Origin of the sequence: Psychromicrobium ferritrahens, assembly GCF_043789415.1 — a bacterium.
In the GTDB taxonomy this organism is placed as follows: domain Bacteria; phylum Actinomycetota; class Actinomycetes; order Actinomycetales; family Micrococcaceae; genus Renibacterium.
In genome coordinates this window covers 555,049-581,152 of sequence record NZ_JBDLLW010000001.1, presented here as the reverse complement: position 1 = coordinate 581,152, position 26,104 = coordinate 555,049, and the positions used below count along the sequence as shown (strand labels likewise).

Sequence of the window (26,104 nt, the reverse complement as noted above, 5' to 3'; positions counted from 1 at the left end):
ATCATGACTGGCTCTCTCAACATGATCGGTTACGGCCTCTCCGCTATCGGTGGTGGTATCGGCGTGGGTCTGGTATTCGCCGCCTATGTCAGCGGCGTTGCTCGCCAGCCGGAAGCACAGCGTGTACTGCAGCCGATCGCCTTCTTGGGCCTGGCCTTCACCGAAGCGCTTGCAATCCTCGGTTTGGTTTTCGCGTTCATCATCAACTAAGTCCAAGGTCAATGCCGTTGGACTTAGTCCATGCAGATAAGGAGAGGTAGCAGGTGATTAACCTCAACATCGTCGCCGCTGGCACTGAAGAAGGCGTCAACCCGATCGTTCCCAATGTTTGGGATATGGCTCTGGTGCTGCTCGGCTTCGTGATCCTGCTCTTCATCGTGGTCAAATTCATCGTCCCGATGTTCGAGAAGACCTATGCTGAGCGCACTGAAGCCATCGAAGGCGGCATCGCCAAGGCAGAGCAGGCACAAGCCGAAGCAACTGCCGCACTCGAAGAGTACAAGCAGCAACTTCTCGATGCCCGCACCGAAGCGAACCGTATTCGTGAAGAAGCACGTGCCGAAGGCGCTCAGATCCTGGCTGATTTGAAAGAAAAGGCCGCCGCGGAATCCGCGCGTATCACCGAGCAGGCTCAGGTTGCCATCGCAGCAGAGCGTCAGGCCGCGGTTGTTTCCTTGCGGACTGAAGTCGGTAGCCTCGCCACCACCTTGGCTGGACGCATCGTGGGCGAGTCGCTCGATGACGATGCTCGTGCAGCTCGCGTGGTTGATCGCTTTCTGGCTGATCTGGAAGATCACAGCTCGGCGAGCAATACAGAAGGTGCGAAGCAATAATGGCCGGAGTATCGAGCGCTTCTGAAGCCAAGGTTCTGGGAGAACTGGAGCCATCACTGGCTACTGCTTCACTGTCCTTGGCGGAGGAGTTGTTCTCTGTGCTCAGCACCGTGGATTCTTCCGCAGCATTGCGCCGCGCGCTGACCGATCCGTCGAGGGAAGCCTCGGCGAAGAGCGAGCTACTGGCATCTTTGGTCCGCGGCAAGGTTTCCGAGCCCGCGCAGCAACTCGTCAGTTCGCTGGCGACTGAGCGTTGGGCGGCACCGCGTGATCTCGGTGACGCCTTGGAAACCGTGGCTGCCACGGTGACCATCGCGGTGGCTGAGAACTCAGCGGCCGGTGCAACGGGGCTGGAGAAACTGGAGAACGATCTGTTCTCCTTCAATCAGCAGGTTGAATCCAGTCACGAGGTGCAGCGGGCTTTGAGCGCTCCGCAGGCTTCTGTTGAGGCGAAGGTCAAACTGGCCTTCGCCCTGGTTCCGCAGGCCGGGGATCCGGCCAAAGTGCTGATCAGTCAGGCGGTGAGCAATCCCCGCGGAGTCCGCCCGGCCAAACTGATTGAACGGTTCGCGACCCTAGCGGCTCGCCGTCAGGAACGCTGGATCGCCACCGTCACGGTGAGCCGTCCGCTGAGCGAAAGCCAGCAGAGCCGGTTAGAAGCAGGGTTGAATAATCTTTATGGACGCGAACTCAAGGTCAATGTCAGTGTCGATCCGGCACTCATTGGCGGAGTCCGCGTCAAAGTAGGCGATGAAGTGGTGGATTCCACAGTGATCGCCCGTCTAGCAGAACTTCGCCGGCAATTAGTCGGTTGAGAGCAAGTACACAAAGGCTGTCGCAGCAAGTGACGGCCATGATTGAGGAGAGCAGGGACTGCAGATGGCCGAATTGACCATCAACGCCGACGACGTGCGTAATGCGTTGAACGAGTTCGCGGCGTCCTACGAGCCTGGCAACGCAGAACGTGTCGAAGTTGGCCGGGTTACCACCGCCAGCGACGGCATCGCCCGGGTCGAGGGACTTCCCTCGGTCATGGCGAACGAGCTGCTGCGCTTCGAAGATGGCACCCTGGGCCTGGCCCAGAATCTTGACGTTCGTGAGATCGGCGTGATCATCCTGGGTGACTTCACCGGGATTGAAGAAGGTCAGGAAGTTCACCGCACCGGTGAGATCCTGTCCGTTCCGGTGGGCGATGCCTTCCTGGGCCGCGTGGTTGACCCGCTAGGGCAGCCGATTGACGGCCTCGGCGAGATCAAGGCCGAGACCACTCGTGCTTTGGAACTGCAGGCCCCCGGAGTGACCCAGCGTAAATCCGTGCACGAGCCGCTGCAAACCGGTCTCAAGGCGATCGACGCGATGATTCCGATCGGCCGTGGCCAGCGTCAGCTGATCATCGGTGACCGCAAGACCGGTAAGACCGCGATCGCCGTCGATACCATCTTGAACCAGCGTGCCAACTGGGCTTCCGGGGACGTCGAGAAGCAGGTTCGCTGCATCTACGTCGCGATCGGCCAGAAGGCTTCCACGATTGCTGAAGTCCGACAGACCCTCGAGGACAACGGCGCGCTGGAATACACCACCATCGTGGCATCTCCGGCATCCGATCCCGCTGGCTTCAAGTACCTGGCGCCTTACGCCGGGTCTGCTATCGGTCAGCACTGGATGTACGGTGGCAAGCACGTTCTGATCATCTTTGATGATCTCTCCAAGCAGGCTGAGGCCTACCGTGCTGTCTCGCTGTTGCTGCGTCGTCCTCCGGGCCGTGAAGCTTACCCCGGTGATGTGTTCTACTTGCACTCCCGCTTGCTGGAGCGTTGCGCGAAGCTCTCCGATGAACTGGGCGCTGGCTCGATGACGGGTCTGCCGATCATCGAGACCAAGGCCAACGACGTCGGCGCCTTCATTCCGACCAACGTCATCTCGATCACCGACGGTCAGATCTTCTTGCAGTCCGATCTGTTTAACGCTAACCAGCGCCCCGCTGTTGACGTCGGCATCTCGGTGTCCCGCGTCGGTGGTTCGGCACAGGTCAAGTCGATGAAGACGGTCTCCGGTACTTTGAAGCTGGATCTGGCCCAGTACCGCGATATGCAGGCCTTCGCGATGTTCGCCTCCGATCTGGACGCCGCCTCGCGTCAGCAGCTGACCCGTGGCGCTCGGCTGATGGAACTGCTCAAGCAGCCGCAGTACACGCCCTTCCCGGTGGAGGATCAGGTCGTTTCGATCTGGGCTGGCACCAAGGGCTACCTTGATGATGTGCCGGTCGAGGACATCAGCCGCTTCGAGGCAGAGTTCCTGGAGCATCTGCGTCACACCTCCGGAGTGCTCACCACTCTGGCCGAGACCAAGAAGCTCGATGATGACACCGTTGAGGCCCTTAAGACCTCGATCGTGGACTTCAAGCGCGGCTTCTTCGGTGAGGGCGACGATCACTTGGTCGGTGCCGGGCACGAGGAGTTCAACTCGCTGTCGGAATCCGATGTCGATCAAGAAAAGATCGTCAAGCAAAAGCGCTGACAAGAGTAGTAGGACGCACCCTGAGGCCTTGCTTCCTGGAGTCGCAGAATCACTGCGGCTCCAGGAAGCAACTCCAGGGGTGGTTGGATCAGAGAACGCTGCGTTCAAAGATTCGAAACAGCAGACTTTTAGGAAAGGACAAGAATGGGAGCCCAGCTTCGGGTCTACCGCCAGAGGATCAAGTCGACGCAGTCGATGGGGAAACTCTTCAAGGCGATGGAACTGATCGCCACCTCGCGCATCGGTAAAGCACGTGCGCGGGTTGCGGCCTCGCTGCCCTATGCCAATGCGATTACCCGTGCTGTTTCGGCGGTAGCCTCTCAGTCGGAGATCGATCATCCATTGACCACCGAGCCAGAGCAGATTCGGCGTGCTGCGGTGCTGGTGATGACCTCAAACCGCGGTCTTGCCGGCTCATACTCCGCCAGCGTGCTGAAGCAGCTTGAGCAGCTGACCAGCCTCTTGCAGGCCGATGGCAAAGAAGTCAAAACCTATCTGGTAGGGAACAAGGCTCAGGCCTATTTCCAGTTCCGTAACCGCGAATTCGAGCGGTCCTGGACCGAGCCGACGGACGCCCCGGAATTTTCCGTGGCCCAAGAGATCAGCAAGGTTCTGCTGGCTGATTTCGCCAAGGACTACGAGGAAGGCGGCGTGGACGAGATCCACGTCGTTTACACCCGTTTCAAGTCAATGGTGGTTCAAGAACCAACGGTGATCCGCCTGCTGCCCTTGGAAGTTGCCGAGGAAGAAGTCACGGATTCCTCCGAGCTGCTCCCGCTGTATGAGTACGAGCCGGAACCCGAGGCGGTTCTGGACGCCCTCTTGCCGCGTTATATCGAATCCCGGATCTTCAACGCCATGTTGCAGGCAGCGGCCAGCGAACTGGCGGCTCGCCAGCGCGCGATGAAGTCCGCTAGCGATAACGCCCGCGACCTGGTGAAGAAGTTCACCCGATTGGCCAACACCGCTCGACAGGCTGAGATCACCCAAGAGCTATCCGAGATTGTCGCCGGCGCGGACTCGCTCAGCGCGTCCTAAGCCGGAAGAAGTAGTACACCATGAGCACCACGCCATCTACACCAAGTGAAGTGAGAGAGATGACTGCCACAGCAACCGAACAGGAAGCCACCACCGCTGGCGCTACGGGTCGTATCGCCCGCGTTATCGGACCGGTTGTCGACGTCGAGTTTCCGGCTGACGCCATCCCCGGTATCTACCATGCCCTGACCGCCGAGATCACCTTGAACGGCGCCACCCACACCGTGACCTTCGAGGTCTCCCAGCACCTGGGCGACAACCTGGTCCGTGCCATCTCGCTGCAGGCCACTGACGGCCTGGTGCGTGGTGCGGCGGTCACCGATACCGGTGCTCCGATCTCGGTTCCGGTGGGCGACGTCGTGAAGGGCCATATCTTCAACGTCTTGGGTCAGCCGCTCGACGTGAAGGAATCGGAGCTCGAGATCACCGAGCGCTGGCCGATCCACCGCAAGCCACCGAGCTTCGATCAGCTCGAAGGCTCCACGGAGATGCTGGAGACCGGCATCAAGGTGATCGACTTGCTCACCCCGTACATCAAGGGCGGCAAGATCGGACTCTTCGGCGGTGCGGGTGTTGGTAAGACCGTTCTGATCCAGGAAATGATCACCCGTGTGGCTCGTAACTTCGGCGGTACCTCGGTCTTCGCCGGTGTGGGGGAGCGTACCCGTGAAGGTAATGACCTGTGGGTTGAAATGGAAGAAGCCAACGTTCTGAAGGACACCGCCTTGGTGTTCGGCCAGATGGATGAGCCGCCGGGAACGCGTCTTCGCGTGGCGCTCTCCGCGCTGACCATGGCGGAGTACTTCCGCGATGTGCAGAACCAGGACGTGCTGCTCTTCATCGACAACATCTTCCGCTTCACCCAGGCAGGTTCCGAGGTTTCCACCCTGCTGGGCCGGATGCCTTCAGCGGTGGGTTACCAGCCCAACCTGGCCGATGAGATGGGCCTGCTTCAGGAGCGCATCACCTCGACCCGTGGTCACTCGATCACCTCGATGCAGGCCGTTTACGTGCCCGCCGATGACTACACCGACCCGGCTCCCGCGGCGACCTTCGCCCACTTGGATGCGACCACGGAACTTTCCCGTGAAATCGCTTCTCGTGGTCTGTACCCTGCTGTGGATCCGCTGACCTCCACCTCGCGCATCCTCGACCCGCAGTACGTGGGCAAGGATCACTACAACACCGCGACCCGAGTGAAGCAGATTCTGCAGAAGAACAAGGAACTCCAGGACATCATCGCGATCCTGGGCGTTGACGAACTCTCCGAAGAAGACAAGATCGTCGTCTCCCGGGCACGTCGCATTCAGCAGTTCCTCTCGCAGAACACCTACACTGCTAAGCAGTTCACCGGCGTCGAAGGCTCCACGGTCTCCATCAAGGACACCATTGAGGGCTTCAACGCGATCTGCAACGGCGATGTAGACCACATCGCTGAGCAGGCCTTCTTCAACGTGGGCGCCCTGGACGACGTCGAGCGTCAGTGGGCTAAGATCCAGGAATCGACCAACTAAAATGGCCGAACTGGAAGTTGAGATCGTCGCGGCGGACCACTTCGTGTGGTCCGGTGCGGCGAGCATGGTGAAGGCAAAGACCTCTGACGGCGAGATCGGCATCCTGCCCGGGCACGCCCCGGTGCTGGCCATCCTGGCCGCTGGTGAATTGGCTATTGAGCCGATCGAGGGCAGCCGTATCGAGGTTACTGTGGATGGCGGATTCTTCTCCGTTGACAGCAACCGGGTGGTCATCGTGGCTGATAACGCGCAACTTCAGGATGCCCAGGCGTCCTCTGCAGGGACTCGATAGCCAAGCGGCGATGAGCGAGTTGCCTGAATGAGCGATTTGGGAGCTCCGTTCCTCGTGATTGCTGCTCTTTTCCTGGTAGTAATTTTCTCTCTGTGCCTTTTCGGTGTCCGGCGTTTTCAATTGCGCCGGGCACTGGGCACGGTCGATGCCTCCATTCGCCTCGCGGACAACCGCTGGCGGATGGGGGTTTGTCGTTATCAGGACAAAGATCTGGAGTGGTTCAGGCTGATCTCGCTCAGCCCACGACCGCGCTTCACCTTCCGGCGGAGCACCCTGGAGGTGCTGGGCCGCCGGACCCCGACTGAGACCGAACGCCCGCTGGTGCAGCCCGACGTCGTGATCGTCACCTTGCGCTACGACGGCAAGGAATTCTTGATGGCGATGAAGTTCGACGCCTATGCAGGATTGAGTTCCTGGCTGGAAGCTGGCCCGGTGATCGGCGTCGGCACCTGGCGCTAAGACATCACCCCTGCTTTTTGAACCAGCTGTCCCACTGAGTGGTGCCCACGTGACAGCTGAGACCAAAATCTTGTCACATCTGCCTCATCTGTAACATTCAGTGGGACGGCTGGTCTCGCGTCAGGCTGAAGGGAAGGGTGCAGAAAAGGGTAGAAAAGGGTTTAGAGAAGCAAGAAGGTCCCCCGGCAAAAGCCGGGGGACCTTCTTTGAATCGAAGCTCGATTAGAGGACGATAACGCCAGTGGCCTGAGGGCCCTTTGCGCCTTGTCCGATTTCGAATTCTACGCGCTGATTCTCATCCAGGGTACGGAAACCCTTGGTCTGAATCTCCGAGTAGTGAACGAAAACGTCACTATCCGAATCATCAGGAGTGATAAAGCCGAAGCCCTTTTCAGCGTTGAACCATTTGACGGTTCCCTGAGCCATTTATTGTTCTCCTCGTGGTGAAACGTTGTGAAGCTACACCCAAATGTGTAACTCCCCAGTTACTGCGCGAGAAGAATCCTGAATAACGATATTCGTTAGCCCGGGCGCTTCACGCTCGCAACTTGTCTTGCGAGCATGAAAAACACGTACACAAAGACTGCTCTAAGCATTCCATGTGCATCCTCGTAGGTCAATGTAGAAAGCGTAAAAGAATCGATAAGTTAATCTAAACTTCGTTTTTTGACCTTAAACCAGGGGCTAATCGGAGATTTTCAGCCACTTTCCAGCGCGCATGACGGACTGCAACTCGCCTTCGGGGCTGACCACGACGGCATCAGCGCGTAACCCGCGCCGCAATCCGCCGACCTCATCGGAGAGTCCCAGCACCCGTGCCGGGGCCGCCGTGGCGCTGAAGACCGCTGATTCGAGGGCGACGCCGGCCGCTGCGGTGCGCAGCACCACCTGCAGTAGCGTCGAGGTGCCACCGGCGATCGAGCCGGTGGCGTCCAGGGTGGCGATTCCGCCGTTCACCGTGACCGCTGCTGGGCCGAGCTTGTAGCTTCCATCGCTGAGGCCGGTAGCGGCCATCGAGTCGCTCACCAGCAAGATGTTCTCGGCTCCGAGCAGCTCGAAGACCGTGAGTACGGTCTGAGGATCCAAGTGGGTGTTGTCCGCCACCAATTCGACCGCTGCCTTGCCCGCACGGGCGAATCTCAGGCAGGCGGCGACCGGGCCGGGGGAGCGGTGGTGCATCGGCGGCATCCCATTGAACAGATGCGTGATGGTGGGTCGGCCCGGATGGCCGTCGAAGCCGGTGGCAGCCAGGCCTTCTCGAGCTTGAGCGAGCGAGGCGGCCGCCGTCGCGGCATCGGAATCGGTGTGCCCCAGCGAGGGGGTGATGCCGTGGCTGGTGAGCAACTCGATCAGCGCTGCGGCACCTTCCAGCTCGGGGGCATAGGTCATGGTGACGATTTTGCCTTGGCCGGCGTCGATCAGCCGCTCGGTGAGCTCGAGATCAGGTGCCAACAGATAAGCCGGGTCTTGAGCGCCGCAGCGAGCTTCGGAGAGGAAAGGTCCCTCAAGATGAATCCCGGCGATCAGCCCTTCTTCGCTGAGCCTGACATAGAGTTCGATGCCTCTGAGTAGATCGGCTTCCGAGGCGGTGACCATCGAGGCCAGCAACGTGGTGGTGCCGTGGCTGTGCAGGAAGTCGATGGCCTTGCGGGCGGAGTCCTCCTGGCCGCCCGGGAAATCTCCTCCGGCGGCCCCGTGAGTGTGCAGATCGATCAGGCCCGGGAAAATAAAGCTCCCAGCGGAGAGGACGGTTTTCTGCGCTCCCTCCGGGGGACTGAAGGACGCCGCCGGTCCCGCATAGCTGATCCGGTCGCCGTCGACCGCCAGAACGCCGTCGTCGATCCGTTGACCGTCGGTGATCAGGGTTCCATAAATCGCTTGAGGTGAATTTTCACTGGGCGCAGCAGAAGTCATGTTCTCAGAATAAACGGGATGCGCTGTCATCGACGCCGCGCATCGCGTCATAGTCCAGAGTCACGCAGTCAATGCCGCGGTCCTTGGCCAGCACCCTGGCCTGCGGCTTGATCTGCTGGGCGGCGAAAATTCCGCGGACCGGGGCCAAGAGCGGATCCCGATTGAGCAATTCCAGATACCGGGTGAGCTGTTCCACGCCGTCGATATCACCACGTCGCTTCAGCTCGATGGCTACCGTGGCTCCCTGGGAGTCTCTGGCCAGAATATCCACCGGGCCGATCGCGGTGAAGTACTCGCGCCGAATCAACGAATAACCCTCGCCCAGGGTCTCGATCTGAGCCGCGAGTAATCTTTGTAGATCAGCTTCCACGCCGTCTTTAATCAGCCCCGGGTCAGTTCCCAGCTCGTGAGCGGTGTCGTGGATCTTTTCCAGCAGATTGATCAGCAGCCGATCATCGGTTTTGGCGGATTGCACCACCCACTGCTCGATCACGCCGTCGTCGAGACCGTCCTGCAGCACCCGCAGGGTCGCCGGCGGGCTCATCCAGTTCAGCGGCTTATAGGAGCCGCCGTCTGAGTGAATGAGCACCGAACCATCGGCCTTGACCATTAATAAACGGGTCGCCTCAGGGAGATGGGCCTTGAGCCGGCCTTCGTAATCAACTGAGCAACGAGCAATCACCAAACGCACAGCAAAACTCTACCCTGCGGCAGAATAGAAGCATGCCTCGTTCTAATCGCCCGCGCCGCCCGAGAGGCAGAGCCAGCCAGCCCGCAGAACATGAGGCTCTCGATGCCGACCGGGTGCTGGGCGGCATGGCCAGGGTGGAAAGCGCCGGTGATGGCGAGTGGATGGTGCGTTCGGTGAGTGCGGCCGCGGCTCGCAAAGAATACAGTTGCCCGGGCTGCGGGCGTGCCGTGCCGCCGGGGAATCCACACCTGGTGGTCTGGCGTGAGGATTGGATCTTCGGCGAGGCCGACGCCATCGCAGCTCGCCGTCACTGGCATACCGCCTGCTGGCGCGGTCGCAGCTTTCAGAATCGCTAGCCGCCGTCAACAGCGAGCTCCACAAGGGGCTGCTGGAGCTGAGGCAGGGGCGGATAGGATGGTCCGGTGACTTTCGATCCAGCAAGCTATCATTTCGTCGACTCTGGCACCCCGGAAGAAATCAGGGCCGCCTCCGTGCTGCCCGCGCGCCGGGAGAACATCGAGCTGCACACCGAGGACGGGCTGACCCTGGTGGGTGAGCTGGCGTTGCCAGAAGACGATGAGATCAGGGCGACCCTGGTCACTCTCCACCCCTTGCCGACGCACGGCGGGTTCATGGATTCCCATCTCTATCGCAAGGCCTCTTTCCGGCTGCCAGCGCTCGCCGGAATTGCCGTACTGCGGTTCAATACTCGGGGCACGTCCTCACCCCGGGGCACCAGCGAAGGGCGCTTCGAAGAGGGCGAGGGTGAGCGTTTCGACGTCGCGGCGGCGAGTCAGTTCGCACTTGACCGGGGTCTGCCGCATCGTTGGCTGCTCGGTTGGTCCTTCGGCACCGAACTCGCTTTGCGTTACGGTGCGATCACCCCGGTGGCCGAGCAAGTGGAGGGAGCGATCCTGCTCTCACCTCCGCTCAAGCGCGTGGCTGACACTGATCTGGACCGTTGGGCGGCCAGTGGTAAACCCCTCACCGCGTTGGTGCCCGAATTCGATGACTATCTGCGCCCCGAAGAGGCCAGGGCGCGATTCGCCAGGGTGCCGCAAACCAGGGTGGCTGGAATCCAGGACGGAAAGCACCTCTGGGTGGGGGAGAAGTACGTGCAGCGCGCGCTCAATGAAATCTCTTCCACTGTGCTGGGCGAGCAAGTGAGCTTACCCAGCCACTGGCAGGGGCCGATGGCTAAAGCCTGAGAACCTCAGGCTAGGCAGCTGCCGGAGGACTGAGCTTCATCTGAGCTACAACTTGTCCTGCCGGGTGATGAAGATCTCCCGGATCAGCAGCATAATCGCGGCCGCCGTCGGGATCGCTATCAAGGCGCCCAGCACGCCCAGCAGAGTGCCACCGGCGATTACCGCGACCACCACCACAGCACCCGGAACCGAGACAGCGCGCTGCATAATGCGCGGCGAGACGAAATAGGCCTCGAACTGCAAGTAGACGGCGTAGAGGACCAGGTAGATCACCGCGGTCTGCCAGCTGTCGGTCAGCGCTACCAGGCTCACCAAGACGAGCGCGATGACTCCGCCGACCAGGGGGACGAAGGCGAAAAGCGCCACCAGGAAGGCGAGCAGAATGCTGAAGGGGACGCCCAGGATCGACATCACGATGAAGGCGAAGATCGCGTTCAGCACGGCCACCGCCGCCTGGCCGATCACGTAGTTGCCCACGGACTGGGTGATCTGCTCACTGAGCTTCTCGACCCGCGGACGCCGCGACTTAGGCGCCAGCTGATAGGCCCAGCCCTTCATCGCGGGCAATGAAGCCAGGAAGTACAGGCTGAGCACCACAACGATCAAGGTGCCGAACAGCCCATTGGCCACCGTGCTGCCGACATTGAGAACTCCGCCGAAAACGCCGCCGACCGCCTGTGTATTGCCGAAGAACTTCTGCACCTCGTCATTGAGCCGATCACGGAGCTGGAACTGGGTGTCGATTTGCTTGAAGAAGTCCGAGTTGAGGAAATCTTGGATCCAGCCCGGAGCGCTCTGCACCAGCTGGCTGGTCTGATCGACGATGGTGGGGATCAAGGTGGCAAAGAAGCCGCCAACAGCGGCGATCAGCACCACCAAGGTGATCAGGATGCCTGCGGGGCGAGGGATCTTCCGCGCCTGCAGGAAACGCACGACGGGATCCAGGCCAAGCGCGATGAACAACGCGGTCAGCATCCAGATCAGCAACTGGCTGACGCTGGAGGCGATGAAATACAGACCAATCGCGGCCCCGACTCCGAGCGTCAGCATGAAACCGAAGTAGATCGGTCGCTGAATCACGCTCTGTGCTTTAGCGGTGGTGGTGGCGACGCCGCTGCCCGCTTCGGCGCTCGGAGCTTTGCTCTGGGTCTCTTGTTGGGTCTCTTGTTGCGGTTTAGCTAGCTTATGCATCAATTTGCCCAAAGGCCCGGTCTTGGATTCTTCCGTCGGCGTCTTGGGAGTCGAGTTTCCCCCGGCATCTTCGACGTGTTCTTCGGTACTCACTGCCGCCCGCTTTCAGCGTTGTCTGATAACTACTCAAGTTAGCCAAACCATATCAGCCCGGCGCCGTGCCAGCCTGGATCCACAGCGTTCCTGTGTGTTCGAATGACCGGGAAAATCTCAGACCCGGTACCCTTGAAAGAGCTCAAACAGTGAAAAGGCTGATTCAACCGGGAAGTGCTCGGGGGAGCGGCCAGAATGAAACCTGAGGATTTACCCCGTGCTACGACGACTCTCTTGGCTACCCCCGCTGATCCTGATGGTGATCGGCCTGCTCATCCTGGGCTCAGGCATTGCGCAGCGCACCATCTGGCAGCCTCCGGCCACGGTGACCGCTCAGTTGGACACCGCGGCCCTGTCCTCGGGGCAGAATGCGCCTTTGACGATCCTGGAATCCAAAGCGCTCTCCCAGCGCTCCGGCCCGGTGCAGTTGAAGATTAGCGGGGATGGGCCGATCTTCCTGGCTCAGGGGCGAGCTGACGACGTCGAGGCCTGGGTGGGCAAGACCCCGCATTTGGTGGTGGACAGCGCCAAGGACGACTTCAGCGGGCTGAACGCCAGTTTCGTTGACGGACAAGATCCCACCGCGAATCCGGCAGGTTCTGATCTCTGGACGAGCGAGCAGTCCAGCAGCGGTGAGCTCAGCTATGACTGGCAGTCTCCGAGCGACGGTGACTGGTCCTTGCTGCTGGCCTCCGATGGCAAAGCCGCTGCCCCGCAGCGGATATCGATTACGGTGCCCAACGACGATTCCACGCCGTGGGCCATCCCGCTGATGGTGATCGGCGGCGTCCTGCTGCTGCTCGGCGTCTTGCTCTGGCTGTTTCTTGCCAGGTTCAAGAGACCCCGTAAGGGCGGCTCTTCCGGTCGGCGGGCCGCCGGCGTCGCCGCCACGGTGATCATCGCGCTGGGCGCGATGACGCTCAGCCAGCTGAACCCTCCTTCCGCTTCAGCTGATGACAGTTCCTCCGCTTCGCCGAGTTCGAGCGGCTCAGGCGCTCCAAGCTCGGACTCGGCGAGCGAAGGCCCAGATTCGCCACTGATTCCGGTGCTGAGCGACGATCAATTTTCCCGGGTGCTCGGTCTGGTGGCGAAAACCGTGGCTAGCGGAGATGCCGCGAAGAATGCCAATCTGCTCACCAGCCGGGTGGACGGTGCCGCTTTGCAGGAACGTACGGCGAACTATAAGATCCGAGCTGCCGCGCCCAGCTACGCGGGACTCGAAGCCGTGACGGACAACGCCTTGAAGGCTAAGTTCATCTCCTCGGCTCGGCAATGGCCGCGCAGCGTCGTCGCGGTGACCCAGGGCACCGCCAATAAAGTGCCGCAGTTCCTCACCTTGGTGCAGGCCACGGCGCGAGATAACTACAAGCTGACTGCGACGGCAAGAATGCTCCCCAGCCAGAGCTTCCAGCCAAAAGACGGCCCGGCAGTTCCACTGCCCCTTGATTCGAAGGCTGATTTGAATGATTCGCCGGCGGGGGCGATGTCTTCTTTCGCCGCTCTGATGAGCGCCCCGGACGGCAATCTGAAGAGCAAGTTCGCTGATTCCGCCTATGTCAACGACGGCAAGCAAATTCAGACGAACCTGATCAAAGACAATAAAGACGCCGCGACCTTCAGCTTCAAACGAGCGGTCAAGCCAGGATCGGTGATCGCCTTCCCTACTGGTGACGGCGGTGCCGTGGTGCTGGGCGTGGTGGATTTCAGCATCGATGCCACCACCAAATCCAATGCAACCCTGGAAAAGCTCGACGACGGTACGAAGGCGCTGGCCGGTGGAGATTCAACCCAGAAGGGCTACAAGCTCAGTTACGGAGAACAGGCGGTGCTCTACCTGCCACCGGCAGCGGCTAATAAACCGATCACCGTATTGGCCGCGGAACGCGGCCTGATCGCGGCCTCCTTCAAATAGCTCGATAAGCTGAAGACATGACTGAACCTGTTGCACAGCCCGCCCATGCCGCGGGTGCCCCTGAAGGAAAACCTGAAGCAAAGCTGAGCGGAAATCTGCGTGGTGCGGTTGATCTTTCTGCCTTAGGCAAGTCAGCACCGAGCGCTCAAACTCAGCCGTCCTCCGGCCAGCAGAGTTATGCCGTGGATGCCACTGAGGCGAGCTTCCCGGAACTCGTGCAGCTCTCCTCGGAGGTGCCGGTCGTGGTGTCCATGTTCGCCAGCTGGTCGCCGCAATCTCAATCGGTCACAGCGACCCTGGAGCGGCTGATCTCCGCTTATGTCGGCAGATTGCTGCTCGCCAGGGCCAGCATTGAGAGCTTCCCGCAGCTCGCGCAGGCCTTTGGAGTACAGGGTGTTCCCGCGGTGGTAGCGCTCGTCAAAGGCCAACCGGTGCCGCTGTTCAACGGTGAGCTCTCCGAGGCTGAGACCCGTCGTTACCTGGACGAACTGCTCAAGGTGGCCGAGGCGAATGGCGTCAATGGCACGTTGGGAGAAGCCGGAGCGGAACCGGAGGAAGCTCCTTTGCCGCCACTTCATCAGGAGGCCTTAGAAGCGATCAATCGGGGTGAGCTGGCTGCCGCCGAGGCGGCTTATCGGAAAGCGCTCGCCGAGCGTCCTGCGGATGCCGAAGCCAAGGCCGGGCTCGCCCAGGTGCAGTTGATGCAGCGCACCGACGGACTCGATGCCGCCGCCGCTGATCAAGCCCGTAGCAAAGCCGCCGAGGCCCCCGACGACGTCGAAGCGCAGCTCGCGGTGGCGGATCTTGATCTGATGGGCGGCCACGTCGAAGATGCCCTGAATCGAGTGGTCTCCTTCATCGCAAGCCACTTCGGGCCGGAGCGAGAGGTTGCCAGAGTGCGGATTCTTGAGCTCTTCGAAGTGGTCGGCAGCACCGATCCACGGGTTGCAAAAGCCCGGCAGGCCTTGGCCAGGGCACTTTTTTAAGCCATCGCTAAAACTTTGCCGAGGCCACCGGGAATGTTCCGCTGGTTCTTGGAGTTGCGCTCAGAGTGAATAGCCTCTTTGACCCGATATCCCTCCGTGGCCTGGAGCTCAGCCATCGCGGCTGGGTCTCCGCAATGTGCCAGTACTCCGCCGAGCCCTTGGAAGCTCCAGGGGAGCCCAATGACTGGCACCTCATGCATTTGGGACAGTTCGCGGCGGGCGGTGCCGCGCTGATCATTACCGAGGCTACCGCCGTCGTACCCGAGGGCCGAATCTCGCCTCGTGATACCGGTATCTATACCGATGAACAGCTGAAAGCGTGGCGGAGAATCACCGATTTCGTGCATCGACACGGCGCGGTGGACAGCAAGATCGGCATCCAGCTCTCCCACGCCGGACGTAAGGCCAGCACCTGGTGGCCGTTCTCCGGCCAGCGGGGATCAGTGCCGTTCGCTGAGGGCGGCTGGCAGACGGTCGGCCCCAGCGATCAGGCTTTCAGCGGTTACGCTGAGCCACGGGCGCTGACCGAAGAAGAGATCCACGGCGTGATCGAGGCCTTTGCGCTGGCTGCCCGCCGTTCGGTGCAGGCGGGCTTTGACACCATTGAGCTGCATGCCGCGCACGGTTACCTGCTGCATCAGTTCCTCAGCCCGCTGGTCAACACCCGGACGGATCGCTGGGGAGGCGATGAGAGCGACAGATTCCGGCTGGTGCTCGAGGTCGTGGACGCGGTACGCGCCGAGATACCGCAGGAGATGCCCCTGTTGCTCAGGGTTTCAGCCACCGACTGGGTGACCGAGCCGCAGCCGGGGCTCCAGGTGGACGCTCTGGCCCGGCTCGCCGTGCTCGCCAAGCAGCGTGGGGTCGATCTGATCGACGTCTCCAGTGGCGGCGCGGTAGCCGGTACCAGCATTCCGGTAGGCCCCGGTTATCAGACCGAGTTCGCTCAGCAGATTGGGCGAGCCGCTGAGCTTCCGGTCGCCGCCGTCGGGATGATCACTGACGGCGTGCAGGCTGACCACATTATTCGCAGCGGGCAGGCCGATGCCGTGTTCATCGCTCGGGCTGCCCTGCGCAATCCGCACTGGTGGCAGCAAGCGAGCCACGAACTGGGTGCTGAACTGCCCTGGGTGCCGCAATACGAACGTGCGGGGACCCGCGGAAGGTTCTGATCGGCGGAATTAGTCCACAGGGATGACCTTTCTGAATCCCAGACGTAATAGCGTTGAGGGATGACCGACAATGTACAGTCGATACCCTCGGCGATGAGCCTTCGCGGATTGTTCAAACGATTCGGTGACAAAATCGCCGTCAATGGAGTGAGCTTAGAAGTTCCACGCGGTTCCTTTTACGGTTTGGTGGGCCCCAACGGAGCGGGTAAGACGACCACCTTATCGATGGCCACCGGGCTGCTGCGACCCGACGGCGGCGAAGCTTGGGTGCACGGAGTCAACGTCTGGCAACAGCCTTTGGACGCCAAGAAACTGATGGGGATCCTGCCCGATGGGGTGCGGCTCTTCGACCGGCTGAGCGGCGAGCAACTGGTGAGCTATTCCGGTCTTTTGCGCGGTATGGACCGCGAGACCGTGGAAAGCCGAGTCAAGGATCTGCTGGACGCGCTTGATCTGAGCAAGGACGCTGGCACCCTGGTGGTGGATTATTCAGCGGGGATGACCAAGAAGATCGCCTTGGCGTCCGCGCTGATCCATGCTCCCCGGGTGCTCATTCTGGATGACCCCTTCGAATCGGTGGATCCGATTTCAGCGGCCAATATCCGGGACATTCTCAGTGACTATGTCAGCTCAGGCGGCACCGTGATCGTCTCCAGCCATGTGATGGATCTGGTGCAGCGGATGTGCGATCACGTTGCGGTGATCGCCGCCGGCAACGTGCTCGCCGCCGGAACCGTGGACGAAGTGCGTGCCGGGCAGAGCCTGGAGGATCGTTTTGTCGAGTTGGTCGGCGGACGCAATCACGGGGAGGGGCTTTCGTGGTTGCGCACCTAGTCCGGCTCAAGCTCAGCATTCTCCGGAATTCTCTGAAACGCAGCACGGCTCAGCTCGTCGGGGTGATCATCGGCGGTCTCTACGGCCTGGGTATTCTGATTTTCTTGTTCGCCGGGTTAATCGGCCTGGGTTTCGTGCCGCTGGAGATCGCCAGGACGACGATCGTGCTGGCCGGGGCCGCCCTGATCCTGGGCTGGCTGATCATCCCGCTCTTCACCTCCGGCCTGGACATGACATTGGATCCGGAGCGTTTCGTCACGTTCGCCGTACCGATGCGGCAGCTGCTCACCGGCTTGGGGCTAGCGGCGGTGGTCGGAATCCCAGGCATCATCACGCTGCTGGCCTCACTCGGCACTGCTTTGAGCTGGCTGAGAAATCCGCTGGCCGCCGTCGTAGCGATCATCTGCGGTCTGCTGGGGGTTGCCATCTGCGTGCTGGGCTCGCGGGCTCTCACATCGCTCAGCAGCAATCTGGCCGGTTCCCGGAAGTTCCGTGATCTCAGTTTCCTGGTCTTGCTCATTCCCTTGATGTTCCTCGGCCCGATCATCACCGGGCTCAGCCAGGGGGTGCGCAACTTCGGGCAGTTCCTACCGGGTTTTGCAGATGCCGTCTCGTTCACCCCGTTGGGGGCGGTCTGGGCGGTGCCAGCGGATATCGCCGCCGGAGATTGGTGGCAAGCCGGAGTGAAGTTCCTGATCGCGCTCGCGACCGCCGGGCTGCTCGGTTGGCTCTGGAGAATCAGCCTGGCGCGGGCTCTGGTCACTCCGGTCCATGCCGCGGGTAAACGCCGTGCGGCCGGTAAGCTCGGCTTCTTCCGCCTCTTTCCAGCGACGTCGTGGGGAGCCGTGACGGCGCGCAGCCTGACCTACTTCTTTCGGGATCCGCGCTATCTGGGCAGCTTGGTGGTCGCCCCGATCCTGCCCGTTGTGCTGATCGTACCGGGGCTGTCCTCCGGTGGCGGCTGGGGAGTTGCTGCTTTTGGCGGAGCAGTCGCCGTCTTTCTGCTGGTCTGGTCCCTGGCCTCGGACACTTCCTACGACAACACGGCTTTCGCACTCCATGTAGCTACCGGCGTCTCCGGACTGGCGGATCGCCTGGGTCGCGCCTTGGCGTATTTCGTAGTCTCGTTGCCTCTCGGAGTGATCTACGCTCTGCTGGGGGCGGTTCTGACTGATGGTTGGGAGGGCCTGCCCGCTCAGCTCGGGCTGGTGATCGGAATTACCCTGAGCGGGCTCGGGTTGGGTTCGGTGATGTCCGCGATCTGGATCTTCAATGTTCCGGCGCCGGGCGATAATCCGTTCAAGTCGCGGCCCGGAAACAACTTCGCCTTCGCCATGCTGCAACTTGCGGGCCTGTTGGGATTGGCCGTGCTGGTGCTCCCGGAATTCATCCTGACCATGATGGCGACGCTGGGAGATCAGCCCTTCCTGGGCTGGATCTCATTGCTGATCGGAATCTTGCTGGGCGGTGCACTGCTGGTCCTCGGGCTGTGGCTCGGTGGACGAATTTATGATCGCCGAGCACCCGAATTGCTCGTAACCTTGACAGCGCAAAAGTAAACATCAGCCAAACTGGCTGGAGTATTCGTGCTGTAATGCGCACAATAGGATCTGGCCGTTTGGCTGAGAATGACTGTGAAGGTTTGTGGAAGGCAGGGCTGCGTGGAAGTTGTTATCCTCTCGGGCAAAGAAGAGGCCGGCGTCGTTGCCGCAGATGCCATTGAAGCTCTGTTCAGAGCGAAACCGCAGGCGGTCTTGGGCCTGGCAACCGGTTCTTCACCGTTGCCGATCTACAACGAACTTGCCCGGCGGCACGATGAAGAAGGCTTGAGCTTCAGTCAGGCGCAGGGCTTCGCGCTCGATGAGTACGTGGGCCTGCCAGCCGGGCACCCCGAGTCCTATCGCGAAGTGCTGCGACGGGAGTTCACCGAGAAGGTCGATATCGATCCTGCCCGCGTGCATGCCCCCAACGGTGCGGCAGAGGACGTGGTAGCAGCCTGCGCCGCTTACGAAGCGGCGATCAAAGCGGCTGGTGGGGTCGATCTGCAGATCCTGGGCATCGGCACTGACGGGCACATCGGTTTCAATGAACCGATCTCTTCACTGGCTTCGCGGACTCGGATCAAAACCTTGACCGAGCAGACCAGACAGGACAACGCCCGCTTCTTCGACTCGATCGACGAGGTGCCCCACCACGTGGTGACCCAGGGGCTGGGCACCATTATGGAGGCCCGGCACGTCGTCTTGCTGGCCACTGGCGCGCAGAAAGCAGCAGCCGTGCAAGCCCTGATCGAGGGGCCCGTCGCAGCGGTCTGCCCCGCTTCGGTCTTGCAACTGCATCCCCACGTCACGGTGTTGATCGACGAAGCCTCTGCGGCGGAGTTGAAACTCGCCGATTACTACCGGCACACCTGGGCCAATAAACCGCACTGGCAAGGGCTTTAAGGGCGCTCAGCGCCGAGCTTCGGAGAAGTGCTCCAGGATTTTCTGTGGCCGAGCCGGTAGGATGGAGGCTATGAGTTTGCCTCCTGACCCCTTCGAAAACGACCCCGGTAGCAGTTCTCCCGGGGGTTCGACGGCGACCCTCGAACGCACCGAGCAGCGCGAGGAACTGGAACCCGGGGATAGCGAGCGCTTCGCGCATTACGTGCGCAAGGAGAAGATCCTCGAGTCCGCGTTGAGCGGCGAACCCGTGATCGCGCTGTGCGGCAAGGTCTGGGTTCCGGGTCGCGATCCGAATAAGTTCCCGGTCTGCCCGGATTGCAAAGCGATCTATGACGGATTGCGGCCGGGAAAGTCAGACAAAGACAAAAAGTAAGCTAACCGTGCCGCTCCTGGGTGGCCGAAAGCTCGAAAGCAGCAAGTGACTGAAACCCTTTTTGGGCCCGATTCTTCCGGCTCGGGCTCCACTGTGCCTGAACCTGTGCTGCCCCCCGCGTATCCAGATCGTGCGGCGTGGGGAACCGCGCAAAAACTCCGTGCCTGGCAGTCAGAAGCTTTGCAGAAGTACTTCACCGAGGCGCCACAGGATTTTCTCGCGGTGGCTACTCCCGGGGCGGGGAAGACGACTTTCGCGCTGACCGCTGCCCGGACACTGCTCGACGGCGGTCAGATCAACCGGATCACCATCGTCACCCCCACTGATCATCTGAAGCGGCAGTGGGCCGATGCCGCGGCGCGGGTGGGGATCGCGATCGACCCGAACTTCAAGAACGCTGATGGCAGGCACGGCCGGGACTTCACCGGGGTCGCGGTGACCTACGCTCAGGTGGCCTCCAAGCCGGCACTACACCGCGCCAAGACCGAGGCCGGCAAGACTCTGGTGATCCTCGACGAGGTCCACCATGCCGGTGACGCGCTCTCCTGGGGCGATGGCATCCGAGAGGCCTTCGAGCCAGCGCAACGTCGTCTGGCGCTCACCGGAACCCCCTTCCGCTCTGACACCTCACCCATTCCCTTCGTGGAATATGTCGAGGACCGCGACGGTATCCGGCGCTCCCGCTCCGATTACAGCTACGGCTACGGCGAGGCCTTGAAGGACCATGTGGTCCGGCCGGTGATCTTTATGGCGTACTCGGGTCAGATGCGCTGGCGGACCAGCGCGGGAGAGGAAGTCGCTGCAACGCTCGGAGCCGCGGTGACCAAGGACGTGACCGCTCAGGCGTGGCGCACCGCGCTCAATCCCGGGGGAGAGTGGATTCCAGCGGTGCTGGCCGCCGCTGATAAAAGGCTTTCAGAGGTACGCCGCACGGTGCCCGATGCGGGTGCTTTGGTGATCGCCACCGACCACGAAGACGCCAGAGCCTACGCCGGTCAGCTGAAGAAGCTCACCGGGGAGTCTCCCACCGTGATCCTCTCCGACGACACCCGCGCCTCCAGCAAGATCGAGGAGTTCAGCGCCGGTAGCAAGCGCTGGATGGTCGCGGTGCGGATGGTCTCGGAAGGTGTTGACGTGCCGAGGCTCGCCGTCGGAGTCTACGCGACCTCGACCTCCACTCCGCTGTTCTTTGCCCAGGCCGTCGGCCGCTTCGTGCGCGCCCGGAAGCGCGGTGAGACGGCGTCGATCTTCCTGCCCTCGGTGCCCCAGCTGATGGGCCTAGCCAACGAGCTGGAACTTGAGCGGGATCACGCCCTGGACCGGCCCGAGGCCGATTCGGATGGCTTTATCGCCGAGGACGCCGAGATGCTGGAGGCCAACCGGGAGGAAAAAGCCTCGGACGGCTTACAGAAGTCGGCCTTTGAGGCTTTGGAATCCCAGGCGTCCTTTGACCGGGTGCTCTTCGACGGCGGCGAGTTCGGCCACGCGGGTGAGATCGGCAGCGAAGAGGAACAGGACTTCCTCGGCATCCCCGGACTGCTCGACGCCGACCAAGTGGCGACCCTGTTGCGGCAGCGGCAGGCTGAGCAGCTCAGCCGTCGGCGGGCTAAACCTCAGGCCCAGGCCAGCGCAGCGGTACCAGACCACCGCCAGCTAATGGATCTGCGCAACGAACTGGCCAAGAGCGTCTCGGCCTGGTCAGCCCGGACCGGAACCCCGCACGGCGTGGTGCACACCGAACTGCGCAAACTGTGCGGTGGACCAGCCGTGGCGCAGGCGAATGAATCCCAGCTGCAAGAGCGGATCAAACGCCTGCAGGGCTGGTTTATCGGCAAAAAATAGCCTGCTAAGACAAGCTTTGAGCCAAAGCTGAGGGAAGTCGGAAAGCTAGCGAAAACGCGCTCAAGGCTCGATCTTGACGCCGGCCTCGGCTAATTCGTCTAGCGCGGCCTGGCTCCTTGCTTCGTCGATTCCGGCGCACAGCTCGCTCAGCAGAGTCACCTCATAGCCAGCCGCAATGGCGTCCAGGGCAGTGGCCCGCACACAATAATCGGTGGCCAGCCCGACGATGCTGATCGAATCGACTTCGTGGTCCTGCAACCACTCATCCAGGCTCGGGCCGAGTGGCAAGGATTCGGATCCCTCGGTGTCCCGGGGACCGGTGGGCACCTCGTCCTCGGGGGCCAGCACACCCTCGAAGCCGGAGTATGCCGCCTGGTACTGACCCTTGTGAAAATAAGCATCGATATACTCGGTGTCCAGGTTCGGGTGCAGCTGGGCACCCTTGCTGCCAGCGACGCAGTGCACCGGCCAGGAATCGATGAAATCCGGGGTAGCAGAGAAATGCGCACCCGGGTCGATATGCCAGTCTTGGGTGGCCAGCACGAAGTCGAAATCCTGCCCTTCCACCCCGAAGGCGGAGTCCAGCAGTTCGGAAATTCCGTTGGCCACCTCCGCACCGCCGTCCACGGCGAGCGACCCGCCCTCGCAGAAATCATTCTGCACGTCAACGATAATCAGAGCATTTGGCATGGCATCTCCTACGCTTCGTACTGGGTGGGAATAACGGCTTCGCCCTTTTGCAGTCGTCGCCACGCGCTGGGCAGCTCAGCGGTTGAAGCACGGTGGCGTTCCACCGCGCGAGTTACCCCTTCGGCTCCGGTCCAGCCAGCTTGCAGCGCGCCGTCGATCACGAAGTCTTGCAGCAGTGGACGGTCATCGCCGTCGTCCTGCGGGCGATGCCCGATACCGACCAGTTCTTGGACGGCTTCGCCCGCGCTGGAACGGCGGCGCAGAGCGTATTTGCGGCCACCAACACTGGCCTTGTTCTTCGCGGCCTTGGCCACCGAGACGAATTCGCCGTGGTCATCGGTGCGGCTGACCAGTTTGTACACCATGCCGGCGGTCGGTGCTCCGGAGCCGGTGACCAGCGAAGTGCCGACCCCGTAGGAATCCACCGGGGCCGCAGCCAGCGCGGCGATGGCGTATTCGTCCAAATCAGAGGTCACCACGATCCGAGTGTTCTCATTGCCGAGCGAATCCAGCAGGGCCCTGACCTGGTGAGCCTGAACGATCAGATCGCCGGAGTCCAGTCGTACCGCCCCGAGTTCCGGCCCGGCCAGCTCGACCGCGGTGCGCACCGCATTGACGACGTCGTAAGTATCGACCAGCAGCGTGGTACCTAGCCCCTGGGACTCCAACTGAGCTTGGAAGGCTTCGCGTTCTGAATCGTGCAGCAGGGTGAAGGAATGCGCCGCGGTACCCACCGTGGGGACTCCGTACCGCAGCCCCGCCTCCAGGTTGGAGGTGCTGGTGAAACCGGCGATGACGGCGGCCCTTGCGGCGGCCACGGCGGATTCCTCGTGGGTACGGCGAGAGCCCATTTCAATGCAGGGGCGCTCTCCAGCGGCCGAGGTCATCCGGGAGGCCGCCGAGGCAATGGCACTGTCGTGGTTCAGTACCGACAGGATATAGGTTTCCAGAACGCAGGCCTCGGCGAAGCTGGATTCCACGATCAGGATGGGGGAATGGGGAAAATAGACCTCGCCCTCGGCATAACCGTAGATACTCCCGGAAAACCGGAAGTCGGCTAGGAAATCCAACGTCTGCTGGTTGACCACTCGCTGCTGTGCCAGGAAATCCAGTTCGGTCTGGTTGAACCGGAAGTTCATAATCCCTTCGAGGAGCCGGCCGGTACCGCCAACCACCCCGTAACGGCGGCCATCGGGAAGCCTGCGGGCGAACGCCTCGAAGACGCTGGGACGGCTGGCACGACCCGAGTGCAGGGCCGCCTGCAACATGGTCAGCTCGTAACGGTCGGTGAACAGTGAGATGCGCGAGTTGTCGGAGATCACAGCAGTACTCTAACCGGGCTCGCCTAGAATAGGCAGATGAGTACTAGCACTTTATCCGAGGTCGCCGAGGAAACTTCCGCGGCTGAGCAGACCTCGCCTGCACTGCCTTGGCAGGTTGTGGTCTGGGATGACCCGGTGAACACCATGGACTACGTGGAGTACGTCTTTCAGAGTTATTTCAACTACTCGCGCAGGCGTGCTCATACTCTGATGCTTCAGGTCCATCAATCCGGCCAAGCCGTGGTGGCTGAGGGATCGCGCGAAAAAGCTGAAACGGATGTGATGGCAATGCACTCTTTCGGTTTGCAAGCCACTGTGCGGCAAGGCGGCCATGAGTAAGGCTTTTATCGTCGGTCCGGAAGGCATCGTCGGCGGCATCGGTGAAACCGAACGTCGGCTTTTTCAGGGAATCTTCAGTTCGGTGATCGATCTGCTGGAGCCGGAGGAAGCCGAGTCAGCAGATCCGCTTGAGGCGCTGATCGGCTGGAATCACGAAGTCAGCGTTCCCACCGACCCCGCGCTGCGCAGATTGCTGCCGGACGCCGTCGCGGAGGACGACGACGCCGCGCTGGAGCTACGACGGCTCACCGAGCGCTCGGTGCGGCAGAGCAAAGTGGGCGCTCTGCGGGCAGCCAGCCTGATGTTCGATTCCGAGGAATTGCGGCTCAGCCTGCCACAAGCCGAGTTGCTGGTCCGGGCTCTGAACGATGTGCGGCTGGTGATGGCTGAACGACTCGGCTTGGATACCCCGGAAGCCGTGGAGAGCCTGCACGAGGGAGCGGAGACTTCCGAGGAGGACGAAGACTTTCTAGCCATCGTCTATCGCTTCGCCTCCGCGCTGCAAGGCGCTCTGGTGCACGCCATGCTCGCCTTGCGCAAAGCCGAGCGGAAGCAGGCAAAGCGTGAGGGGCAGCAGGCCGTTCAGCCGACTACAGACGCCGAGGATCCGGGAGCTGAGAGCCCGGAGGCCGAGAAATGAATTCCGTTAACGGAAGCTCGGGATTTTCTGATTCCGCCACACCGGGAGCTTCCGTCGCTCAGGCGCCCATCGGGATTTTTGACTCGGGGGTGGGCGGACTGACTGTTGCTCGCGCTGTGATCGATCAGCTGCCCAATGAAGCGATTCTCTATGTCGGAGATACCGCGCACGCGCCCTACGGCCCGCTGCCGATCGCGGAAGTTCGGGCCAATGCGCTGGGCGTGATGGACGAATTAGTGGATTCGGGCGTCAAGATCCTGGTCATCGCCTGCAATTCGGCCACCGCTGCGGTGCTCTCCGACGCCAGGGAGCGATACACCGCGAAGGCCGGAATCCCGGTGGTCGAGGTGATCCAGCCCGCGGTGCGCCGAGCCGTTGCTGCGAGCCGGAACGGCAAAATCGGCGTCATCGGCACTACCGCCACCGTCACTTCCCGCGCTTATGAGGACAACTTCGCGGCCGCTCCGCACCTGGAGATCACCTCGGTGGCCTGCCCGGAATTCGTCCGCTTCGTGGAGTCCGGGATTACCTCTGGCCCGGAGCTTCTGAGCACCGCAGAGCAGTATCTTGCCCCGCTCAAAGCGGCCGGGGTGGACACTCTGATTCTTGGCTGCACGCACTATCCCTTGCTCACCGGTGTCATCTCCTATGTGATGGGCGACGGCGTAACTCTCGTCTCCAGCGCGGAGGAAACCGCCAAGGACGTCTACGGTGCCCTGCTCCGGCATCGGCTGGAGCGCACCGAGCAGGCAGCTCCTGAGCATCGTTTCGTGGCCACCGGGGATGCTCAGAGCTTTGAGACCCTGGCCCGGCGTTTCCTGGGGCCTGAGGTGATCGCGGTGGAGCACGCCGCCCATGTTTCGGCGCACTATCCGACCGGCTCGCTCGCCCGGATCACCCCCGAGATGATCTCCGCCGCGCAGCAGAGGCGGGCCAGATGAACAAGCTGAGTCGCTCGGCTGAGGCGCCGAGGATCGGCGGGATTTCGTGAAACTGACCATCGTCGGCTGCAGCGGTTCCTTTCCTGGGCCGCAGTCACCAGCTTCTTGCTATCTGCTCACCGCCAATGACGGGGAACGGAACTGGCGGATCCTGCTCGATCTCGGCAGCGGGGCTCTCGGTTCGGTCCAGAAATACCTGGATTTACACGATATTGACGGCATCTTCCTGAGCCATCTGCACCCGGATCACTGCATGGATCTGTGCGGGCTGCACGTCGCGGTCCGCTGGGATCCAGCGGGCTGGAACACCGGCCGGATCCCGGTCTGGGGGCCATCCGCCACCGCCGAACGCCTCGCCACCGCTTATGGCTTAGATCCAGAGCCTGGAATGAGCGAGGAATTCGACTTCAGGACCTGGAAGGAGCGGACCCCGGTTGAACTGGGGCCATTCACGATCACCCCTTACACCGTGAACCACCCGATGGAAGAGGCCTATGCGATCAGGGTCGAGGCTAAGGAATTCGATGGCAGCGGAGTGGACCGGACAGTAGTGCTGAGCTATTCGGGGGATACCGATTCCTGCCCGGCCCTGGTGGACGCGGCGCGGGATGCGCATTTCTTCCTCTGTGAGGCGGCCTTCCAAGAAGGCCGTGACGACGCCGTGAAAGGCGTTCATCTGACCGGAAAACGAGCCGCCGAAGCGGCAGTCGAGGCCGGTGTGCGGCGTCTGCTGCTGACCCATCTGCCGGTCTGGACCGAACCGAACGTCGTGGTGGCCGAGGCCAAGGCGGTTTACCCCGGCGACGTTGCGGTCGCCGTCGCGGGTGTGCACTACAACATCTAGCCCCCAACCCCTCCT

28 protein-coding genes are annotated in these 26,104 nt (G+C 61.7%); 22 read left to right on the top strand and 6 right to left on the bottom strand.

Features of this window, described 5'->3' with window-relative positions; all coding sequences use genetic code 11:
- Positions 1 to 3: 3 nt before the first annotated feature.
- The 8 genes from ABDK06_RS02730 to ABDK06_RS02695 all read left to right on the top strand — a co-directional run bounded on the left by ABDK06_RS02730 (position 4) and on the right by ABDK06_RS02695 (position 6,653).
- Positions 4 to 210, top strand: coding sequence for a F0F1 ATP synthase subunit C (locus ABDK06_RS02730; RefSeq protein ID WP_394938668.1), 207 nt, complete (start codon positions 4 to 6; stop codon positions 208 to 210).
- Between the two features lie 53 nt (positions 211 to 263).
- On the top strand, positions 264 to 833 hold the full coding sequence (locus tag ABDK06_RS02725) for a F0F1 ATP synthase subunit B (RefSeq protein WP_394938666.1): 570 nt from the start codon (positions 264 to 266) through the stop codon (positions 831 to 833).
- A complete protein-coding gene (locus ABDK06_RS02720) occupies positions 833 to 1,648 on the top strand; it encodes a F0F1 ATP synthase subunit delta (RefSeq protein ID WP_394938664.1) in 816 nt (271 codons plus the stop codon). The genes ABDK06_RS02725 and ABDK06_RS02720 overlap by 1 nt, the downstream gene beginning before the upstream one ends.
- Before the next feature lie 64 nt (positions 1,649 to 1,712).
- Positions 1,713 to 3,350 carry a F0F1 ATP synthase subunit alpha gene (atpA, locus tag ABDK06_RS02715; RefSeq protein ID WP_394938662.1) on the top strand — a complete coding sequence of 546 codons (1,638 nt, stop codon included), beginning with the start codon at positions 1,713 to 1,715 and terminating at the stop codon, positions 3,348 to 3,350.
- Positions 3,351 to 3,494: 144 nt separating this feature from the next.
- Entirely contained in the window at positions 3,495 to 4,388 is an 894-nt protein-coding gene (locus ABDK06_RS02710) for a F0F1 ATP synthase subunit gamma (RefSeq protein WP_394938660.1), read from the top strand.
- Positions 4,389 to 4,447: 59 nt separating this feature from the next.
- Entirely contained in the window at positions 4,448 to 5,902 is a 1,455-nt protein-coding gene (gene atpD, locus ABDK06_RS02705; protein WP_394938658.1) for a F0F1 ATP synthase subunit beta, read from the top strand.
- A gap of 1 nt (position 5,903) precedes the next feature.
- Complete coding sequence (locus ABDK06_RS02700) at positions 5,904 to 6,194, top strand: F0F1 ATP synthase subunit epsilon (RefSeq protein ID WP_394938656.1); 291 nt, start codon at positions 5,904 to 5,906, stop codon at positions 6,192 to 6,194.
- Positions 6,195 to 6,221: 27 nt separating this feature from the next.
- Positions 6,222 to 6,653, top strand: a complete 432-nt coding sequence (locus ABDK06_RS02695; RefSeq protein ID WP_394938654.1) for a DUF2550 domain-containing protein — start codon at positions 6,222 to 6,224, stop codon at positions 6,651 to 6,653.
- A 222-nt stretch (positions 6,654 to 6,875) separates the two neighbouring features.
- On the opposite strand, the gene ABDK06_RS02690 is transcribed toward ABDK06_RS02695, so the two are convergent.
- The 3 genes from ABDK06_RS02690 to nucS form a co-directional block, all read right to left on the bottom strand.
- Positions 6,876 to 7,079, bottom strand: a complete 204-nt coding sequence (locus ABDK06_RS02690; RefSeq protein WP_045074651.1) for a cold-shock protein — start codon at positions 7,077 to 7,079, stop codon at positions 6,876 to 6,878.
- A gap of 258 nt (positions 7,080 to 7,337) precedes the next feature.
- Complete coding sequence (locus ABDK06_RS02685; RefSeq protein WP_394938651.1) at positions 7,338 to 8,567, bottom strand: N-acetylglucosamine-6-phosphate deacetylase; 1,230 nt, start codon at positions 8,565 to 8,567, stop codon at positions 7,338 to 7,340.
- 4 nt (positions 8,568 to 8,571) lie between these two features.
- On the bottom strand, positions 8,572 to 9,258 hold the full coding sequence (nucS, locus tag ABDK06_RS02680) for an endonuclease NucS (protein ID WP_394938649.1): 687 nt from the start codon (positions 9,256 to 9,258) through the stop codon (positions 8,572 to 8,574).
- A 32-nt stretch (positions 9,259 to 9,290) separates the two neighbouring features.
- On the opposite strand from nucS, the gene ABDK06_RS02675 reads away from it, so the two are divergent.
- Both ABDK06_RS02675 and ABDK06_RS02670 read left to right on the top strand, forming a co-directional pair.
- Complete coding sequence (locus ABDK06_RS02675) at positions 9,291 to 9,614, top strand: hypothetical protein (protein WP_394938647.1); 324 nt, start codon at positions 9,291 to 9,293, stop codon at positions 9,612 to 9,614.
- A 66-nt stretch (positions 9,615 to 9,680) separates the two neighbouring features.
- Positions 9,681 to 10,466 carry an alpha/beta hydrolase gene (locus ABDK06_RS02670; protein ID WP_394938645.1) on the top strand — a complete coding sequence of 262 codons (786 nt, stop codon included), beginning with the start codon at positions 9,681 to 9,683 and terminating at the stop codon, positions 10,464 to 10,466.
- Positions 10,467 to 10,511: 45 nt separating this feature from the next.
- Here the strand turns inward: ABDK06_RS02670 and ABDK06_RS02665 are convergent, their stop codons facing one another.
- Complete coding sequence (locus ABDK06_RS02665) at positions 10,512 to 11,750, bottom strand: AI-2E family transporter (RefSeq protein ID WP_394938643.1); 1,239 nt, start codon at positions 11,748 to 11,750, stop codon at positions 10,512 to 10,514.
- Positions 11,751 to 11,967: 217 nt separating this feature from the next.
- Here ABDK06_RS02665 and ABDK06_RS02660 point away from each other — a divergent pair, with 217 nt between their 5' ends.
- The 8 genes from ABDK06_RS02660 to ABDK06_RS02625 all read left to right on the top strand — a co-directional run bounded on the left by ABDK06_RS02660 (position 11,968) and on the right by ABDK06_RS02625 (position 21,313).
- Positions 11,968 to 13,662: a hypothetical protein gene (locus ABDK06_RS02660; RefSeq protein WP_394938641.1), complete on the top strand. Its 1,695-nt coding sequence runs from the start codon at positions 11,968 to 11,970 to the stop codon at positions 13,660 to 13,662.
- 17 nt (positions 13,663 to 13,679) lie between these two features.
- Complete coding sequence (locus ABDK06_RS02655) at positions 13,680 to 14,648, top strand: co-chaperone YbbN (RefSeq protein ID WP_394938639.1); 969 nt, start codon at positions 13,680 to 13,682, stop codon at positions 14,646 to 14,648.
- A gap of 65 nt (positions 14,649 to 14,713) precedes the next feature.
- Positions 14,714 to 15,820, top strand: a complete 1,107-nt coding sequence (locus tag ABDK06_RS02650) for an NADH:flavin oxidoreductase/NADH oxidase (RefSeq protein WP_394938637.1) — start codon at positions 14,714 to 14,716, stop codon at positions 15,818 to 15,820.
- Positions 15,821 to 15,880: 60 nt separating this feature from the next.
- Positions 15,881 to 16,654 (top strand): ABC transporter ATP-binding protein, encoded by a 774-nt coding sequence (locus ABDK06_RS02645; RefSeq protein WP_394938635.1) that lies wholly within the window; start codon positions 15,881 to 15,883, stop codon positions 16,652 to 16,654.
- A complete protein-coding gene (locus ABDK06_RS02640; protein ID WP_394938633.1) occupies positions 16,639 to 18,213 on the top strand; it encodes a transporter in 1,575 nt (524 codons plus the stop codon). Before ABDK06_RS02645 ends, ABDK06_RS02640 begins: the two co-directional genes overlap by 16 nt.
- A 102-nt stretch (positions 18,214 to 18,315) precedes the next feature.
- Entirely contained in the window at positions 18,316 to 19,098 is a 783-nt protein-coding gene (gene nagB / locus ABDK06_RS02635; protein ID WP_394938631.1) for a glucosamine-6-phosphate deaminase, read from the top strand.
- Positions 19,099 to 19,168: 70 nt separating this feature from the next.
- Complete coding sequence (locus tag ABDK06_RS02630; RefSeq protein ID WP_394938629.1) at positions 19,169 to 19,471, top strand: DUF3039 domain-containing protein; 303 nt, start codon at positions 19,169 to 19,171, stop codon at positions 19,469 to 19,471.
- A 45-nt stretch (positions 19,472 to 19,516) separates the two neighbouring features.
- Positions 19,517 to 21,313 carry a DEAD/DEAH box helicase gene (locus tag ABDK06_RS02625; RefSeq protein ID WP_394938626.1) on the top strand — a complete coding sequence of 599 codons (1,797 nt, stop codon included), beginning with the start codon at positions 19,517 to 19,519 and terminating at the stop codon, positions 21,311 to 21,313.
- Between the two features lie 60 nt (positions 21,314 to 21,373).
- On the opposite strand, the gene ABDK06_RS02620 is transcribed toward ABDK06_RS02625, so the two are convergent.
- On the bottom strand, positions 21,374 to 22,003 hold the full coding sequence (locus tag ABDK06_RS02620) for a nicotinamidase (protein WP_394938624.1): 630 nt from the start codon (positions 22,001 to 22,003) through the stop codon (positions 21,374 to 21,376).
- A gap of 8 nt (positions 22,004 to 22,011) precedes the next feature.
- The gene (locus ABDK06_RS02615; RefSeq protein ID WP_394938622.1) at positions 22,012 to 23,325 is read right to left on the bottom strand and encodes a nicotinate phosphoribosyltransferase; all 1,314 of its coding nucleotides are present in this window, start codon (positions 23,323 to 23,325) and stop codon (positions 22,012 to 22,014) included.
- Between the two features lie 36 nt (positions 23,326 to 23,361).
- Here ABDK06_RS02615 and clpS point away from each other — a divergent pair, with 36 nt between their 5' ends.
- The 4 genes from clpS to ABDK06_RS02595 are packed head-to-tail and all read left to right on the top strand — an operon-like array spanning position 23,362 to position 26,089.
- Complete coding sequence (clpS, locus tag ABDK06_RS02610) at positions 23,362 to 23,664, top strand: ATP-dependent Clp protease adapter ClpS (RefSeq protein ID WP_394938619.1); 303 nt, start codon at positions 23,362 to 23,364, stop codon at positions 23,662 to 23,664.
- Positions 23,657 to 24,304 carry a DUF2017 family protein gene (locus ABDK06_RS02605; RefSeq protein ID WP_394938617.1) on the top strand — a complete coding sequence of 216 codons (648 nt, stop codon included), beginning with the start codon at positions 23,657 to 23,659 and terminating at the stop codon, positions 24,302 to 24,304. Before clpS ends, ABDK06_RS02605 begins: the two co-directional genes overlap by 8 nt.
- Entirely contained in the window at positions 24,301 to 25,245 is a 945-nt protein-coding gene (murI, locus tag ABDK06_RS02600; protein WP_394938615.1) for a glutamate racemase, read from the top strand. The genes ABDK06_RS02605 and murI overlap by 4 nt, the downstream gene beginning before the upstream one ends.
- Before the next feature lie 46 nt (positions 25,246 to 25,291).
- Entirely contained in the window at positions 25,292 to 26,089 is a 798-nt protein-coding gene (locus ABDK06_RS02595) for an MBL fold metallo-hydrolase (RefSeq protein ID WP_394938613.1), read from the top strand.
- Positions 26,090 to 26,104: the final 15 nt, after the last annotated feature.